Raw genomic sequence first — 16,172 nt, 5'->3', positions numbered from 1 at the left:
AGCACGGCCGCAGAGGGTGCGTTAAGGCAACATTTGTATGACGGCGTTGCAGGGGATGGCGGCCTGGCCTACTCTGGGAGGATACCCGTACTCAGGAGCGAAAGATGACGGCCACGAATCCCTGTTTTGACATCAGCCTGCTGCCCTATCAGGCCCCCCATTTTGATGAAATCAACGACGGCCACTATCGTCCGGCCTTCGATGAAGCGCTTCGCCAGAAGCGGGCGGACATTGACGCCATCGTGTCTCAGGCTGCTGCGCCTGACTTCACTAACACCGTGCTGGCGCTGGAGAAAAGCGGCGCCATGCTCTCGCGGGTCAGCAGCGTCTTCTTCGCCATGACCTCCGCACACACCAATGCGTACCTGCAGGAGCTTGAGGAGCAGTTCTCCACCGAGCTTGCCGCGCTGGCGAACGATATCTGGCTAAATGACACGCTGTTCGCCCGCGTGGAGAGCGTCTGGCAGGACCGTGCCGCGCTGGACGCCGAATCTCGTCGGCTGGTCGAGGAGACTTACCAGCGGTTTATCCTGGCTGGGGCACGTCTCAATGAAACAGAAAAAGCCGAGCTGAAGGCGCTGAATACCGAGGCGGCCACCCTGACTAGCCAGTTTAATCAGCGTCTGCTGGCTGCAGATAAGACGGGTGGGCTTGTGGTGGATTACGCGCACCAGCTTGACGGGCTCAGCGCCAGCGAGATCGCCGACGCGGCGCAGGCTGCCGCGGAGCGAGGGCTAAACGATCGCTGGCTGATCCCGCTTCTGAACACGACCCAGCAGCCCGCGCTTTCCGCGCTGCGCAATCGTCAGACCCGTGAAAACCTGTTCAACGCGGGCTGGACGCGCACCCAGAAAGGGGATGAAAACGACACTCGCGAGCTGATCCTCCGCCTTACGGCGCTACGTGCGCGGCAGGCCCGCCTGCTGGGCTTTGAGGATTACGCCAGCTGGAGCACCGCCGACCAGATGGCGAAAAACCCGGACGCCGCGCTGGCCTTTATGCGCGGTATCGTGCCTGCCGCCCGCGCCCGTGCAGAGCGCGAGCAGGCCGATATTCAGAAAGTCATTGACGACGAGCAGGGCGGTTTCACCGTGCAGGCCTGGGACTGGGCTTATTACGCCGAGCGCGTGCGCCAGGCGAAATATGCCCTCGATGAATCGCAAATCAAACCCTATTTTGCGCTCAATACCGTATTGCACGATGGCGTATTCTGGGCAGCAAGCCAGCTCTTTGGCATCCGCTTTGTGGAGCGCTTCGATATCCCGGTGTATCACCCGGACGTCCGGGTCTGGGAAATTTTCGACCACACCGGTGAGGGCATGGCGCTGTTTTACGGCGACTTCTTTGCCCGCGATTCCAAGCAGGGCGGAGCCTGGATGGGCAATTTCGTCGAGCAATCCTTCGAGTTTGCTGCCCGTCCGGTGATCTACAACGTCTGTAACTACCAAAAACCGGCTAACGGCGGCGTCGCGCTTCTCTCATGGGATGACGTGATAACCCTGTTCCACGAGTTCGGCCATACGCTACACGGCCTGTTTGCCAGCCAGCGTTTCGCCACGCTCTCCGGCACCAACACGCCGCGTGATTTCGTTGAATTCCCGTCACAAATTAACGAGCACTGGGCCAGCCACCCACAGGTGTTTACCCACTACGCCCGCCATTACGAAACCGGTGAACCGATGCCGGACGCGCTGCGGGAAAGCATGCTCAACGCGACCCATTTCAACAAGGGTTATGACATGACGGAACTGCTGGCTGCCGCGCTGCTGGACATGAACTGGCACGGCATCGGTGAGGCCGTTTCGAGCGTGGAGGATTTTGAAGCGGCAGCGCTGAAAAAAGAGGGGCTGGATCTGCCCGCCGTACCGCCGCGCTATCGCAGCAGCTATTTTGCCCATATTTTTGGCGGCGGCTACGCGGCGGGATATTACGCCTACCTGTGGACGCAGATGCTTGCTGACGATGGCTATCAGTGGTTTGTCGAACAGGGCGGCCTGACCCGTGAAAACGGGCAAAAATTCCGCGAGGCGATTTTGTCGCGTGGTAACAGTACGGATTTAGCAGAACTGTATCGCAACTGGCGCGGGCACGATCCGAAGATTGAACCGATGCTGGAGAATCGCGGGTTGAGTGAGTAGAGTCATCAGCAGCTGAAAATATAACCGGGCTTGATGCCCGGTTTTTTGTCATTTTTCTTACCTGATATTGCTGCGTCGATGGTGGGGATATTGCCGCGCGGAAAATCACGTAAATGCACTGTATGCATGTTTTTTGTTGCGTCATTTCCTGATAAGATTATTCCTAATTTTTACCGATGGAATAGGGACATGAAAAAAATAGTTGGCGTAATATTACTTTCCTTTTTACTCGCCGGTTGTGATAAACCTAAAATTGATTCATCAACTGATGACGCAATGAAATCATCTATAGCTAAAGTCAGAGAGTCACTTCCGGAGAATAAGCGGGGTGAGTTTGATAAGGCTCTACAGGTGGTGGCATTCAGTAACATCAATATGGCTGATCTAATACAAAGTGACAAAGAAGACCTAAGCAAAAAGATGCGCGATTCTCTGTCTGGAAAGACTGCCGACGAAGTAATTTCATATGCTCAGAAAGTAAACGCGGAGAAAGAGCTTAAGCAGAAAGAGCAGGCGCTTCAGGAAATCAAAGGGCTGGAACAGAGAAAAGCTAACGCAGAGAAAGCCATAGAAGCGCTGAAAAAAGTCCCGGTTTTATCATCCCAACTTATCAAGGAGCCCCGGGAAGACGGTAAGCCACAACCCATAATAAAACTGGTCGTTAAAAACAATACTGATACCGTTATCTCCAGGGCATACCTTCAGGGAGTGGTTATAGGCAGTGGGCATTCAGAACCCTGGCTGGTAAGTAATTTCTTTTACGATGTTCCTGGTGGACTTAAACCAAATGAAGAAGCCACGTGGACTCTGCTTCCGCCTAAGGATTCTGAATGGGGTCGACTTTATGTCCCAACTGATGCCGTTTTCACTGTGACCGTCGTAAGGGTAGACGGGCCTGATCGCCAGGCGTTGTTTGATGCAACAGGGTTCACAAAGAAAGATGACAGCAGGCTTGAAGATCTTAAGAAAAATAATCTTTGATTTATGACTCATAATTGACCCGCTTCGGCGGGTTTTTTTATGTTGAGAGGAAACGTGGTGAACGAAAAATATACTGCTGGAAGAGAATGGTCGTTTAGCTATTCAACACGCTCCACATCCTTTGGTGACCTTTAGAATAATTCCGCTCGGAAATTGGAAATAAAACCGGGACAAGCATGGTGAAATAAGGTGTTTTATTCATTCACTTATTATGAATTAAAATGGATTTGAAATGTTAAAGCCTATTCCAGGGTGTATGACATGACGCCTGTAGGTGATAAGCAGCCAGATGGAAGCGTAAAACTCTGGTAATAACCTTTACCCGTAAATTGTGTTTCGGTGGGTCGGTATTAACAAAATAACCGATTAACGCCCGGTAGCGTTGCCGCCACCGGGCAATACACACTCACACGATTTCGTTAGGGCACGCCTCGCCTTTTTCCAGCTGCTGCAAATTCCCCAGCGTGGTTTCTGAAATGCTGATCAGCGCTTCGGCAGTCAGAAACGCCTGGTGCCCTGTAAACAGAACGTTATGGCAGGCAGACAGGCGGCGGAACACGTCGTCCTGAATCACATCATTAGACTTGTCTTCAAAGAACAGATCGCGTTCGTTCTCGTACACGTCCATCCCCAGCGCGCCAATTTTCTGGGTTTTCAGCGCTTCGATAGCGGCCTGAGAGTCAACCAGCCCGCCGCGGCTGGTGTTGATGATCATCACGCCGTCTTTCATCTGGTCAAACGCCGCCTCGTTAAGCAGGTGGTAGTTCTCCGGCGTCAGCGGGCAGTGCAGGGAGATCACGTCAGACTGCGAGAGCAGGGTCGGCAGGTCGACGTATTCCACGCCCAGATCCAGCGCAGCTGCGCTTGGGTACGGATCGAACGCCAGCAGACGCATGCCGAAGCCTTTCAGAATGCGTAGGGCAGCCACGCCAATTTTACCGGTGCCGATCACGCCCGCGGTTTTGCCGTACATGGTAAAGCCGGTCAGCCCCTCCAGCGAGAAGTTGGCGTCACGGGTACGCTGATAAGCGCGGTGAATACGACGGTTGAGCGACATCATCATGCCAATCGCATGTTCCGCGACCGCTTCCGGGGAGTACGCCGGCACGCGCACCACCTTCAGACCCAGCTCTTTCGCCGCGTCGAGGTCCACGTTATTAAAGCCCGCGCAGCGCAGGGCAATGTACTTCACACCCTGTTTTTTCAACTCTTCCAGCACCGGACGACTGCCGTCGTCGTTAACAAAAATGCAGACGCCTTCACAGCCGTGCGCCGTTTTGGCGGTTTTTTCGGACAGCAGAAAGTCGAAAAATTCAAGCTCAAACCCGTAAGCCTCGTTAACATGTTGCAGATACTTTTTGTCGTACTGCTTTGTGCTATATACCGCGAGTTTCATAAGACTTTCTCCAGTGATTTTGCATTCACGTTAGCATGATTAAAATTATTTTACAATTTCTAAAATATTATTGAATTCAATAAGTTCTATCAATTATTCTAGAGCATATGTACACCCTAACTCCATGATATTCTTACTACGAGAAATCTTCGGCGCGGATCTGAACAGGGCATGTAGCGGAAAATGGAGTGGGTAGAGGATGCGAGAAACGCCTGTCTCGATTAGGTTAAAGAATGGCAAGAGGGTGTGAAAACTGCAACGCTTCCGGATGTGATGGGAAGATATTATAAACCGGGTGAGTTTCTGACAAATATGGAGAATGATGCATGTCTCAACAATTGGAGTTGTCCTTATCTCCGCCGATGCTGCCCGCCTTGTACTATTTTGTTGTATCAATTACGGTTTTATTCTTACTGTTGATAGGGAAACTCAAGGTCAACAGGCTGCGTAAATATCCTCTGTTCATCGCCTATACGCTGTTTGTGATAGCTATTGCAGCCATTCAAATTAACGTTTTTGCCAACGGCTATGAGTTTGTTAGCGGGTTTTTACATATTGATTTTGATCCCTGGCGTTATGACTCGGTGTATTGGGGGTCGTTGATATTCGCCATGCTTTACCTTCTGGCGATGCCTCGGAACAGGCCCTAGTTTCGCAACTTAACGTTACAGCATCTATCCTTAAACCTGGCTTTGACTTCAACTGACCAGCTAAACATGCGACAATGATCGGCACTGCCGGCTTAATTCTTTCGCTAAATCAGGATATTAACTGCCCATGAAGGGTAAATACAAAGCCGCTCTTGCGCTTTTACTGCTGTTCATATTGTTGCCGCTGACGCTGCTGATGACGCTCGCCCAGTGGGTACCGACGCTCGCCGGGATCTGGCTGCCCGTTGGGACGCGCATCGCATTCGAAGAAAGTCCGAAACTGACTCGCCACGCGCTGGTGATCCCCGATCTTCGCTATCTGGTTGAAGACTGCGAAATTGCCCGCATCGATAACGTGACGCTGTCACATCCTAGCCGCTGGAAACTGGATATCGGCGCGCTGGATCTTAACTCCGTCTGTCTGAGCAAAATTCCCCAGTCTGCGCCCTCAACGGTTGCCCCCAAAACGCTGGCACAGTGGCAGGCAGTGTTACCCAATACCTGGCTCACGGTTCACCGTCTTACGCTGTCGCCCTGGCAGCAGTGGCAGGGCGAACTTCAGGCATCGCTGACCCCGTCCCGTCAGGAGATCGCCTATAAAGGCGAGCAGGTCAGCATTAAAGGCACGCTTCGCGGACAGACGCTCTCGGTCAGCCAGTTCGATGTACAGCTCCCGGACCAGCCGCAGCCGATTAAGCTGGTGGGCGAGTTCACGCTGCCGTTGGTACCTGACGGCGTGCCGGTGAAAGGCCACGCGGTCGCGACCTTTAACGTGCCACAGTTAACGTCTCTGGTCGATGCCGATCTGGACTGGGAAGACAATCAGGGGCAGCTGGTCGTAATGGCGCGGGACAACCCCGATCCGCTGCTCGATCTGCCGTGGCAGGTCACGGCGGAGCAGCTGAACATCAGCGACGGGCGCTGGAACTGGGATCTTTCCGGTATGCCGCTGAGCGGGCGCGTGTCCCTTCGCGCGGACAACTGGCAGCAGGGACTGGATAAAACCACCCTGACCGGACGACTGAATGTGCTTACCCACGGTGACGCGGGGAAAGGCAACGCGGTCTTGAATATTGGGCCCGGCAGGCTCGGCATGGAAAACAGCGACATGCCCCTGACTCTCAGCGGCGAGGCGAAGCAAAACGATCTCATTCTTTACGCTAAATTGCCCGCCACGCTGACCGGCAGCCTGTATGAACCGCAGCTGGCCTTTGAGCCGGGCGCGCTGCTCCGCTCGCGCGGGCGCATCATTGACTCACTCGATATCGATGAAATCCGCTGGCCGCTGGCGGGCGTGAAGCTGACGCAGAAGGGCGTGGACGGCCGTTTACAGGCGATTCTGCGCGCCCATGAAAACAAGATGGGTGATTTTGAACTCCACCTGGACGGCCAGGCCAACGACTTTTTACCTGATAACGGCCTGTGGCAGTGGCGCTACTGGGGTAAAGGCGGTTTTACGCCGATGCATGCCCGCTGGGATGTCGCCGGGAAAGGCGAGTGGCGCGACAACCTTATTGAGCTGACGGCGCTCTCCACCGGTTTTGACAAGCTCCAGTACGGCACGATGGAGGTCAGCAAGCCGCGTCTGGTGCTGGATCGGCCGGTGCGCTGGTTGCGTGACCCCGATAAACCGGCCTTCAGCGGCGCGCTGTCGCTCAACGCAGGGCAAACCCGCTTCTCCGGCGGCAGCGCGTTGCCGCCCTCGGTCTTGACCTTCAGCGTCGACGGCACCGACCCGACCCTTTTTCAGTTTAAGGGCGACCTCCATGCGGAGAAAATCGGTCCGGTACAGGTGAACGGTCGCTGGGACGGCGTCCGTCTTCGCGGGCAGGCCTGGTGGCCGAAACAGTCCCTCACCGTATTCCAGCCGCTGATCCCGCCGGACTGGAAAATGACGCTGCGCGACGGGGAACTTTATGCGCAGGTCGCCTTCTCGGCGGCGGCCGATCAGGGCTTTGAAGCGGGCGGGCACGGCGTGCTGAAATCCGGCAGCGCCTGGATGCCGGATAACCAGATTAACGGCGTCGATTTTGTTCTGCCGTTCCGCTTTAGCGAGGGAACCTGGTCTCTCGGCACGCGCGGTCCGGTCACGTTGCGCATCGGTGAAGTGGAAAACCTGGTGACCGCGCGCAACATTACCGCCGATCTACAGGGGGATTATCCCTGGACGGAGGACAACCCGCTGCTGCTCACCAACGTGAAGGTGGAAACCCTCGGCGGAAAGATCACCATGCAGCAGCTGCGGATGCCTCAGCACGATCCGGCCCTGCTGCGCGTGGACAATATCTCCTCCAGCGAGCTGATTAGCGCCGTCAACCCGAAGCAGTTTGCCATGTCAGGGCCGGTCAGCGGGGCGCTGCCGTTCTGGCTGGACAATGAAAAATGGATCATTAAAGATGGCTGGTTGACCAACCCGGGGCCCATGACGCTACGTATCGACAAAGATACGGCAGACGCCATCGTGAAGGATAATATGGTTGCGGGCGCGGCGATTAACTGGCTCCGCTATATGGAAATTTCACGCTCGTGGACGAGAATCAATTTAGATAACCTGGGTGAATTAACCATGCAGGCGACCATCAAGGGGACCAGCCGGGTGGACGGCAAAAGCAGCTCCGTCAACCTGAACTATACCCATGACGAGAATGTCTTTACCCTCTGGCGCAGCCTGCGTTTTGGGGACAACCTGCAAACCTGGTTTGAGCAACATGCGGCGATACCTGCTCCCCGCAGTTCGACTGGCAAGGAAAGTGAGGAACAACAATGAAAAAGATGGCTGGTGTGCTCACCGTTGCCGTTGCCGCGCTACTGACCGGCTGTACGCCGCGTATTGAAGTCGCTGCGCCAAAGGAGCCGATTACCATCAATATGAATGTCAAAATCGAACATGAGATCCATATTAAGGTCGATAAAGACGTTGAAACCCTGCTGAAATCGCGCAGCGATCTGTTCTGAGGATGCCATGAAACGATTAGCTCTGATTTTACTGGCGCTGGGGATGAACGTGCAGGCGGCTGCGCTGACCTTAAACGACGCCCGGGCGCAGGGGCGCGTGGGGGAAACCCTCAGCGGGTATCTTGCACCGATTCAACAGGATGCGGAAACGCTGGCGCTGGTCAATCGTATCAATGCGGCACGCACGGAAAACTACCAGAAGCTGGCTGACAGCAATAATTTGCCGGTCGATGAAGTGGCCAAAATGGCAGGTCAAAAGCTGGTTGCCCGCGCGCAGCCGGGCGAATACGTGAAGGGTATTAACGGACAATGGCTCAAAAAGTAGCTAGCGGTAGCGCCTGCGGTATTCACCCGGCGAGACGCCAAAACGCTGCTTAAACGCCGTTGAAAAGTGGCTATGGTCGGTGAACCCCCAGCTGTAGCCAATGCCCGCCAGCTTTTCATCATCACCGGTAGATTGCAGTGCCTGCGCGCAGAGATCCAGACGACGGTTTTTGATGTACTGCGCCACCACCAGCCCCTTTTCGGCAAACATGCGATAGAGGCTGCGCACGGACATACCGCTCTCGGCGGCAATCCATTCCGGGCGCAGCGATTCAGACTGAATATGGTCGTCAATCAGCGCCACGACATGCAGGAACTGGAGTTCCTTGCGCGGCTGAATGATTTCACGCTGCTGGAAAGCGGGGCGCAGCAGGCAGATCATCGCTTCGAGCGCCGCTTCGCTCTCCCGGTCACTCAGGTCGGTATTGCTCATGCTCTCCATCAGCAGGCGATGGCTCAGCTGTACCGTGGGCAAGGTGCGGGAAAGGGCGGTCGCGCAGCTTATCTCCTGGAAACGACACTGCTGCTCAATAATCTGACGGGGAACCAGCAGCGAAATCTGGCGGGATTTTTCCCGCCAGTTGATCGAGCAGGGACGCGACGCGTCAATCAGCGTGATATCACCGGTTCTGAGTACCGCCCGACGCTCATCCTGTTCAATTTCCGCGCTGCCTTCAAGCTGGAACACGGTATAGAACCAGGCATCGTTACTCTGCGTAATCTCCTGACGGGAGCGGAACAGGTTGACGCCGCCTGCGGTCACGGTGCTGAGCTTCAGGCTGCGCGCATAGCTGGTCTCCAGCTCGCCGAAGAATTTCCCCTCGGTGGGCTGCGCGTTAAAACGCCCGCAAACCTGGTTAATTTGCGCCAGCCACTGCTGATATTGTTCCTGCTCGCTTGCACACGCCATCGTTTCTCTCACTGCACCGTCAACGTTTTCGCATTGTTGCATTTGTGTTGCATTTTGTCAGAGCTATGAGGCTGACTATAGGAAAGAACACTCACCGGTAACAGCGATATAAGCGGCAATTATCGCGATTTGCGGAGCCTGTCACAGGTGGCAAAGCGAATGTCACAGAGACGAAAGCGAGAATGCAAAACCCCACTTAGACTGGATGAACACCCTGCGAAGAATAACGAAGGAGTATCCTATGTCTGAATCACAGGTGGCCATTCAGCCTGCCGTACAACAATTTTTAGACCGACAGCATGGCCTGTGGATTGAAGGTCGTCAGGCCGCGTCGGACAGTGAAAAGCGGCTGAACGTCTTCAACCCGGCCACGGGCGAGGTCATTGCCTCGACTGCCGATGCCAGCGTCGATGACGTGGACCGTGCCGTCATGTCCGGCTGGCGCGCGTTTGTTGCCCGCAGCTGGGCCGGTAAACTCCCGGCGGAGCGCGAGCGGATCCTGCTCCATTTCGCCGATCTGGTCGAACAGCACAGCGAGGAGCTGGCCCAGCTTGAAACGCTGGAGCAGGGCAAATCCATTAACATTTCCCGCATGTTTGAAGTCGGCTGCACCCTGAACTGGATGCGCTATACCGCCGGGCTGACCACCAAAATTTCGGGTAAGACCCTCGACCTCTCCATCCCGCTGCCGCAGGGCGCCCGCTATCAGGCATGGACGCGTAAGGAGCCGGTTGGCGTGGTGGCCGGGATTGTGCCCTGGAACTTCCCGCTGATGATCGGGATGTGGAAAGTGATGCCTGCGCTGGCCGCGGGCTGCTCTATTGTCATCAAGCCGTCAGAGACCACGCCGCTGACCATGCTGCGCGTGGCGGAACTGGCCAGTGAAGCGGGCATTCCGGACGGGGTGTTCAACGTGGTAACCGGGAGCGGCGCGGTGTGCGGCGCAGCGCTGACCTCGCATCCGCATATTGCAAAGGTGAGCTTTACCGGCTCAACGGCGACGGGTAAGCAAATCGCCCGCGCGGCGGCGGATACGCTAACCGGGGTGACCCTGGAGCTGGGTGGGAAAAACCCGGCTATCGTTCTGAAAGACGCGGACCCGGCGTGGGTGATCGAAGGCCTGATGACCGGCAGCTTCCTGAACCAGGGGCAGGTGTGCGCGGCGAGTTCGCGCATCTACATTGAAGCGCCGCTATTTGACACGCTGGTCAGCGGGTTTGAGCAGGCGGTGAAATCCCTGAGCGTCGGGCCGGGCATGTCGCCGGAGGCGTTTATCAACCCGCTGGTGTCGCGCGCGCACTGCGACAAGGTGCAGACCTTCCTTGATGAAGCGAAGTCGCGCAACGCGGAGCTGATCGTTGGTAACAGGGGGCCGGAAGGCAAAGGCTATTACGTTTCGCCTACGCTGGTGGTGAACCCGGATGCCTCACTGCGCCTGACGCGTGAAGAGGTGTTTGGCCCGGTGGTCAACGTGGTGCGCGTCGCCGACGGGGAAGAGGCGCTCCAGCTGGCAAACGACACCGAATATGGCCTGACGGCCAGCGTCTGGACGCAGAATATCAGCAAGGCGCTGGAGTACACCGACAGGCTGCAGGCGGGCACCGTCTGGGTGAACAGCCATACGCTGATCGACGCCAACCTGCCGTTCGGCGGCATGAAGCAGTCCGGCACCGGACGTGACTTTGGCCCGGACTGGCTGGACGGCTGGTGTGAAACCAAGTCGGTTTGCGTGCGGTATTAAAAAAAACAAGCCGGGTGGCGGCTACGCCTTACCCGGCCTACAACGACTCGCACCGTAGGCCGGGTAAGCGCAGCGCCACCCGGCATTATTTACAGCGACCACCGATCCCGCCCGGCCTCCTTCGCTCGATACAGCGCCGCATCGGCGCGGGCGATGATCTCGGTGCCCGCTAACCCTTCCGCCATGCTCGCAATCCCCATGCTCACGGTGACATGGTCGCTAACGGTTGACGCGCTGTGCGGTATGGACTCCACGCGAAGGCCGTCCTGAATGCGTAAGGCCACCTTTTCAGCGATGTTTTCCGGGCAGTTAAACAGGATCACCACGAACTCTTCGCCGCCGTAGCGTGACACCACATCGTCAGGCGTCCGCACGGACTGCTTCAGCACCCGCGCCACGCGCGTCAGGCAGTCGTCACCCGCCTGGTGCCCGTAGGTGTCGTTGTAGCGTTTGAAATAGTCGATATCCAGCATAATCACCGAGAAGGTTTTTTCTGCTCGACCGCATTCTCCAGCACCACTTCCATTTTTCGGCGATTGGCGGTTTTGGTTAACGGATCCTGATGCGCCAGCGCATCCAGTCTGGAGATCAGCAGCTGATTTTGCTGATTACGTCGCCAGGCCTCGTCAAACCAGCTCAACAGGATGAAACGCCCGCAGATCAGGATCAGCGTAAAGACGCTCCAGATGACGACGAAGTGAAGGTTGAGGCCATCGTTCCGTATCCAGCTTGCTATCGGCAGGGTGATCCAGAGCGGGAGCACAAAGGCGAGCAACCCTTCAGGGTAAAAATAGAGCGCCGTTAAGCCGGCGAGCAATAAAATAACGCACAGCGGCCAGACGTGCGGGAGCAGCAGCTGGGTGATAAACCAGAAGCAGGAGACCGACCAGATGGCGCTACAAATAAACAACACCGCGCTGATACCGGCGATGCGCCGCCAGGCCATGAGGATAAGCGCAGCGGAGAGGAGGATAATGCCGAGCATGGAGGCATCGACCATTCTCGTCAGCTGCGGCGAGTGGGGATAAAGGGGATCGCTGGCCTTAAGCAGAACGTGTCGCAGCAGAATCATCACCGCAAAGCTGATGTTGACGAAGGCCAGCCACGGCAGGTTCATCGCCAGCCCGTGCATGACCATGGCATGGCGCGTTGGCCAGGTTGCCCGTTCAAGTGTCGGTTTTTTTCTTTTTTCCATTGACGCTTTTTACCCTGTCTGGCTAACACGTGAAGCAGGAAAGGGCGGACGAACCGCCCTTTGCGTGCACCGTTACGGTGTCACAATGTTAAACCAGAAATCAAACTTGTCCATATAGCTAAGCATGGCATCAAGTTTCGCGCTGTCGCCAGTAATTTTAATATTTCCGCTGTCCTGGGCCTGTTTCAGCGTAACCTCCTTGAGAATGATTTTATTCAGGGTGTCACGGTTAAGCGTCAGCGTAGCGTCCGCCTCTTTTGCTTCAGCGTTCGCCGTGTGGTTCAGCACACCGTTTTCCAGCTCGAGTTTGTACTTCCCGCCATCGCTGCCTAAATCAATGTTAAACACCGATTTAGCCTCACCGGCTTTCTGACCGTTGATATGAACAGCCAGATAGTCGAAGAACATCTCTGGCGTCATCGCGCGTACCGTATCCGGGCTGGCGGTATTCGGCGTTGGACCTTTCACCACGCCGTTACGCAACTCTTGCGCACCGGTCAGGTAGAAGTTACGCCACGGGCCAGACTCAGCCTGATAGCCAAGCTGTTCCAGCGCATCCGCTTCCAGGTTACGTGCCGCCTGGTTGTTGGGATCGGCAAAGACCACTTTGCTGACCACCTGCGCCACCCAGCGGTAGTTCCCCTGGTCGAAGTCGGTTTTCGCCTTGTTCAGGATGGCATCCGCGCCGCCCATATACTCAACGAATTTCTTCGCGGCTTCTCTTTGCCGGATTTCACGTCGGCTTCATCCACCACGCCGCGCACGCCGCCATAGTGGTCAACGTGGCTGTGGGTATAAATGATGGCGACGACCGGTTTCTTGCCGCGATTTTTAAAATAGAGATCCATCCCAACCTTCGCCGTTTCTGCCGACACCAGCGGGTCAACCACGGTAATACCTTCTTTCCCTTCAATGATGGTCATATTTGACAGGTCAAGATTTCGTATCTGATATACGCCATCGGTCACTTCAAACAGGCCGCTAATATTAATCAGCTGAGATTGACGCCATAAGCTGGGATTAACGGAGTCCGGTGCTTTATCGCCTTCTTTAATAAACGAATACTGCTGTGGATCCCAGATAACATTGCCTTGTTCCCCTTTGATAATGTCCTGAGGAATAGGGGCGATAAACCCTTTATGGGCGTCCGTAAAATCGGTGTTGTCGGAGAAAGGAAGCTGATTAAACAGGGCGTTATTGGCTTGTTGCGTTGCGGCCGTGGCATCCTTCGGGGCTTCTGCGGCATACGCGGAGCTGACGGAAATAACAAGTCCAGCCAGGGCAAGACTCCTGACGATCAAATTGAATTTCATCCTAACCTCTCAGTAGTGTATTACGTCGTTCGTGGAAACTTCGTGTCCTGGCTGAAAGTGGTTCAAGAAATGCAAGGGAAATAAACGAGGTAGAAATAACTATAATCGGGGAGAGGTATTCAGCAAGTAAATAGATGAAAAACCGGGCATTGCGCCCGGTGCGTTATTTATTTCTGTTCGTCTTTCTTTTTCCCGAGCGTTGGCGTCTCGTCGAAGAAGTTCCACGGTTTAAGCAGGGTATGCACCCATTCCGTCGGCATGATCGGCCACTCCTCCGCGCGGGCGACGTGGGTAGTGCCGGTGGTCATCCAGACCACGTCATCCTGGTCGTTCAGTGACTCATTATCTTTGCTGTACTGCCCCAGACCCGTGTCGTGGATGGAGCGGTTCGGGAATTTGCCTTCCGGATAGAGTTCATCCGGGTGGTAGCGGGTCACCCACAGCTGTTTGTCCATAAAGCTGAGTCGATGGTAGATCCACTCGTCCGGGGCAAATTTCGCGCCGGTTGCCACCGGGTGCGTACCGCCAGCGTAAGGGATTATCTGGTACGAGACCGGGTTGCCCATGCGGTTCTCTTTCCGGGTGTTGCTCAGCAGCCGAATGGTGCCCGGGTCGAATTTCTGCGCCGCCTGCTGCTCGGTATCAATGTCGTACTGATTGATCTGCATGGTGCTGGTGCGCGGGCCACCGGCGGTATTCGGCTTCACTTCCGGATCCATGGCCACCAGCTTGTTGTTGATGCCGTCCACGTCCATATCAAGACGGAAGTTGTAGATGTGCTGATGCGTGGTGCCCACGATGTTATGGTCGATCAGCGTGCCGTATTTGGTGTCGTCTTTCGCGGTGGCGTCGTGCATGGTTTTCGCCTGAACGCCTTTCACCGCTTCGATACCCGTCGCGCCGGCATCAATGCCGATGGTGCCATTTTCATGGAACACCCAGTCGAAGATGTAATCGTAGTTGCCAACGGTACTCACCCAGCGCACCACCAGCTCGCGGCGCTCGGTGCTGACGTTAGGCTGGCCCATCTCCTGATGTTTGTACTCCGGCCCGGCATAGCGTTCGAAAATGGCGATTGCGCGCGGGATCTCCATCGGCGCGCCGGTATAATCCGGGATGGTTTCATTGAGCATCACGGCGTTGGACGGCACGTCTTTACCGCGCACCAGCGGGGAGGTCAGGGTGCCCATGCCGTAGTCGCCGGAGTCGAGATAGGCTTTAAAGTACCAGCCCACGTCCGGATCGCCGTAAGGGACGATCATGCCGCCGAGCGACCCCTGATACATAATCTGGCGCTTTTTGCCGTTGTCGTTATACGTGACGGTTGAAATCATCGGGCCGACGCGGGAGTCCAGGCTCAGGTGGAAATCCCAGTTCTGCCAGTGCACCATATCCCCGGTGATGGTGTAGTTTTTGCCTTCCGGCTCGACGATCTCCAGGGGTTTCTTCGCCGTTTCTACCCGGTCGCGGCCGTCATACGGGCGCGGGGTGAGCGGAACCGGGATGACCGGGCCTTCTTCGATCTTCTGAATTTTCTTCTGCTCAAGATCGACAACCGCGACCAGGTTCTCAATCGGGTGCGCCCAGTAGTTGCCGTCGCCCACGTCCAGATAGCTCACTACCTTCAGCAGGCGATCTTCCTGCTTCAGCCCGTCTTTACCGTCGAAATAGCCGACGGTCAGCGGCGTGGTAATCACTTTTTTCGGGTCGGTGATGCCGTGTTTTTTAAGCACCTCGGCGAACTCTGTGCTCTCGTTGATAATCTGCTGAACCGCGGTGAAATCATCCAGCAGCACCATGCCGTGCGCGTCTTTCACCGGTTCCCAGCGCAGGATTTTTTTATCCTTCAGGTCCACCACGCTTTCGATAACGTGCTTTCCATCGAGCATGACAATCTTCGCCTGGCGAGGGGCATCCACAGCCGTACCGTTGAGCACAAAGTCCCACACTTTGGCTTTCTCAGGCTCTGCAAGGGCAATCTGGGTAAAGCGGGTATTCGGCTTAAAATCCGCAGAGGCTTTCACAATCTCTACGGCCTGCTTAATTTCGTCCGCCGTTAGCGCATTTAACGGGTGAGGGCGTTTTTCAACCTGGAAGGTCTGGTCAAGGCCGGACTGGAAAACATCGTTGATGAAGGTATCTGAAATAAAGGCTTTCTTGCCTTTCATCACCACCGGCACCTCGAGCTTGAGGGTTTTACCGTTGACGATGGCGGTTTTTGCGCCCGGTTTGACCTTCACAAAGGCACCGTCTTTCGCAATGGTGAACATCTGTGCGTAATCATCCCACTGAACGTCCGCGCCAAAGTCCTGCAGCGTTTTGTCCATCGGGACCATATGCGCCTCGCTGCCGTGGGCGAAAACAGGGGATTGCCAGGCGCAACACAGCGCAACGGCCATGGCCAGCGCCGTTCTACGGGCAGAAAAAGAAGAATTGCTTCCCATCGTAGACCTCATCTTGTTGTGTTTATTGTGTTGTGACAGCCTTATCCTGACAGGCCCATGAGAAAAGCGTTTGCCTGCATCTGCCAGGTTATTTGTCAGTCTTGCCAGGTTAAAAAAAGAGCGGG

General features: G+C 55.7%; 10 protein-coding genes and 2 pseudogenes. 7 read left to right on the top strand and 5 right to left on the bottom strand.

Going from position 1 to position 16,172, the window contains the following annotated elements; all coding sequences use genetic code 11:
• Nucleotides 1–104 precede the first annotated feature (104 nt).
• Both dcp and V4835_RS12835 read left to right on the top strand, forming a co-directional pair.
• Entirely contained in the window at nt 105–2,138 is a 2,034-nt protein-coding gene (gene dcp / locus V4835_RS12840) for a peptidyl-dipeptidase Dcp (protein ID WP_331412397.1), read from the top strand.
• A 189-nt stretch (nt 2,139–2,327) separates the two neighbouring features.
• Nucleotides 2,328–3,119 carry a DUF6694 family lipoprotein gene (locus tag V4835_RS12835; RefSeq protein ID WP_331412396.1) on the top strand — a complete coding sequence of 264 codons (792 nt, stop codon included), beginning with the start codon at nt 2,328–2,330 and terminating at the stop codon, nt 3,117–3,119.
• Nucleotides 3,120–3,525: 406 nt separating this feature from the next.
• Here the strand turns inward: V4835_RS12835 and V4835_RS12830 are convergent, their stop codons facing one another.
• Nucleotides 3,526–4,515 carry a 2-hydroxyacid dehydrogenase gene (locus V4835_RS12830; protein ID WP_331412395.1) on the bottom strand — a complete coding sequence of 330 codons (990 nt, stop codon included), beginning with the start codon at nt 4,513–4,515 and terminating at the stop codon, nt 3,526–3,528.
• Between the two features lie 326 nt (nt 4,516–4,841).
• Between V4835_RS12830 and V4835_RS12825 the strand changes: the two genes are divergently transcribed.
• From V4835_RS12825 to V4835_RS12810, 4 genes are all read left to right on the top strand, one after another.
• Nucleotides 4,842–5,165 carry a hypothetical protein gene (locus tag V4835_RS12825; RefSeq protein WP_331412394.1) on the top strand — a complete coding sequence of 108 codons (324 nt, stop codon included), beginning with the start codon at nt 4,842–4,844 and terminating at the stop codon, nt 5,163–5,165.
• Nucleotides 5,166–5,292: 127 nt separating this feature from the next.
• Nucleotides 5,293–7,932 carry a YdbH family protein gene (locus V4835_RS12820; protein WP_331412393.1) on the top strand — a complete coding sequence of 880 codons (2,640 nt, stop codon included), beginning with the start codon at nt 5,293–5,295 and terminating at the stop codon, nt 7,930–7,932.
• Nucleotides 7,929–8,120, top strand: a complete 192-nt coding sequence (locus V4835_RS12815; RefSeq protein WP_014169918.1) for a YnbE family lipoprotein — start codon at nt 7,929–7,931, stop codon at nt 8,118–8,120. The genes V4835_RS12820 and V4835_RS12815 overlap by 4 nt, the downstream gene beginning before the upstream one ends.
• A 7-nt stretch (nt 8,121–8,127) precedes the next feature.
• The gene (locus tag V4835_RS12810; protein WP_331412392.1) at nt 8,128–8,445 is read left to right on the top strand and encodes a YdbL family protein; all 318 of its coding nucleotides are present in this window, start codon (nt 8,128–8,130) and stop codon (nt 8,443–8,445) included.
• On the opposite strand, the gene feaR is transcribed toward V4835_RS12810, so the two are convergent.
• Nucleotides 8,446–9,354: a transcriptional regulator FeaR gene (gene feaR, locus V4835_RS12805; RefSeq protein ID WP_331414125.1), complete on the bottom strand. Its 909-nt coding sequence runs from the start codon at nt 9,352–9,354 to the stop codon at nt 8,446–8,448. It lies immediately after the preceding gene.
• Nucleotides 9,355–9,595: 241 nt separating this feature from the next.
• On the opposite strand from feaR, the gene V4835_RS12800 reads away from it, so the two are divergent.
• A complete protein-coding gene (locus tag V4835_RS12800; protein ID WP_063145786.1) occupies nt 9,596–11,095 on the top strand; it encodes an aldehyde dehydrogenase family protein in 1,500 nt (499 codons plus the stop codon).
• 89 nt (nt 11,096–11,184) lie between these two features.
• Here V4835_RS12800 and V4835_RS12795 read toward each other — a convergent pair.
• The 3 genes and pseudogenes from V4835_RS12795 to tynA form a co-directional block, all read right to left on the bottom strand.
• A pseudogene (locus V4835_RS12795) lies at nt 11,185–12,290 on the bottom strand (membrane-associated sensor domain-containing protein).
• A gap of 72 nt (nt 12,291–12,362) precedes the next feature.
• Nucleotides 12,363–13,510, bottom strand: a pseudogene (locus tag V4835_RS12790) (alkyl sulfatase C-terminal domain-containing protein); the annotation flags it as partial.
• Between the two features lie 260 nt (nt 13,511–13,770).
• A complete protein-coding gene (gene tynA / locus V4835_RS12785; RefSeq protein WP_331412391.1) occupies nt 13,771–16,047 on the bottom strand; it encodes a primary-amine oxidase in 2,277 nt (758 codons plus the stop codon).
• Nucleotides 16,048–16,172 lie beyond the last annotated feature (125 nt).

Origin of the sequence: Enterobacter cloacae complex sp. CARB60, assembly GCF_036487345.1 — a bacterium.
Lineage (GTDB): Bacteria > Pseudomonadota > Gammaproteobacteria > Enterobacterales > Enterobacteriaceae > Enterobacter > Enterobacter asburiae_D.
Note: the sequence above shows the minus strand (reverse complement) of the source record. Positions and strands in the feature narration are given on the sequence as shown.

What these genes read in the sequence shown, in the direction of transcription:
- V4835_RS12830 (WP_331412395.1), bottom strand. Translation starts at nt 4,515, where the DNA reads ATGAAACTCGCGGTATATAGCACAAAGCAGTACGACAAAAAGTATCTG.
- V4835_RS12800 (WP_063145786.1), top strand. Translation starts at nt 9,596, where the DNA reads ATGTCTGAATCACAGGTGGCCATTCAGCCTGCCGTACAACAATTTTTA.
- V4835_RS12810 (WP_331412392.1), top strand. Translation starts at nt 8,128, where the DNA reads ATGAAACGATTAGCTCTGATTTTACTGGCGCTGGGGATGAACGTGCAG.
- V4835_RS12815 (WP_014169918.1), top strand. Translation starts at nt 7,929, where the DNA reads ATGAAAAAGATGGCTGGTGTGCTCACCGTTGCCGTTGCCGCGCTACTG.
- feaR (WP_331414125.1), bottom strand. Translation starts at nt 9,354, where the DNA reads ATGGCGTGTGCAAGCGAGCAGGAACAATATCAGCAGTGGCTGGCGCAA.
- V4835_RS12835 (WP_331412396.1), top strand. Translation starts at nt 2,328, where the DNA reads ATGAAAAAAATAGTTGGCGTAATATTACTTTCCTTTTTACTCGCCGGT.
- V4835_RS12820 (WP_331412393.1), top strand. Translation starts at nt 5,293, where the DNA reads ATGAAGGGTAAATACAAAGCCGCTCTTGCGCTTTTACTGCTGTTCATA.
- tynA (WP_331412391.1), bottom strand. Translation starts at nt 16,047, where the DNA reads ATGGGAAGCAATTCTTCTTTTTCTGCCCGTAGAACGGCGCTGGCCATG.
- dcp (WP_331412397.1), top strand. Translation starts at nt 105, where the DNA reads ATGACGGCCACGAATCCCTGTTTTGACATCAGCCTGCTGCCCTATCAG.
- V4835_RS12825 (WP_331412394.1), top strand. Translation starts at nt 4,842, where the DNA reads ATGTCTCAACAATTGGAGTTGTCCTTATCTCCGCCGATGCTGCCCGCC.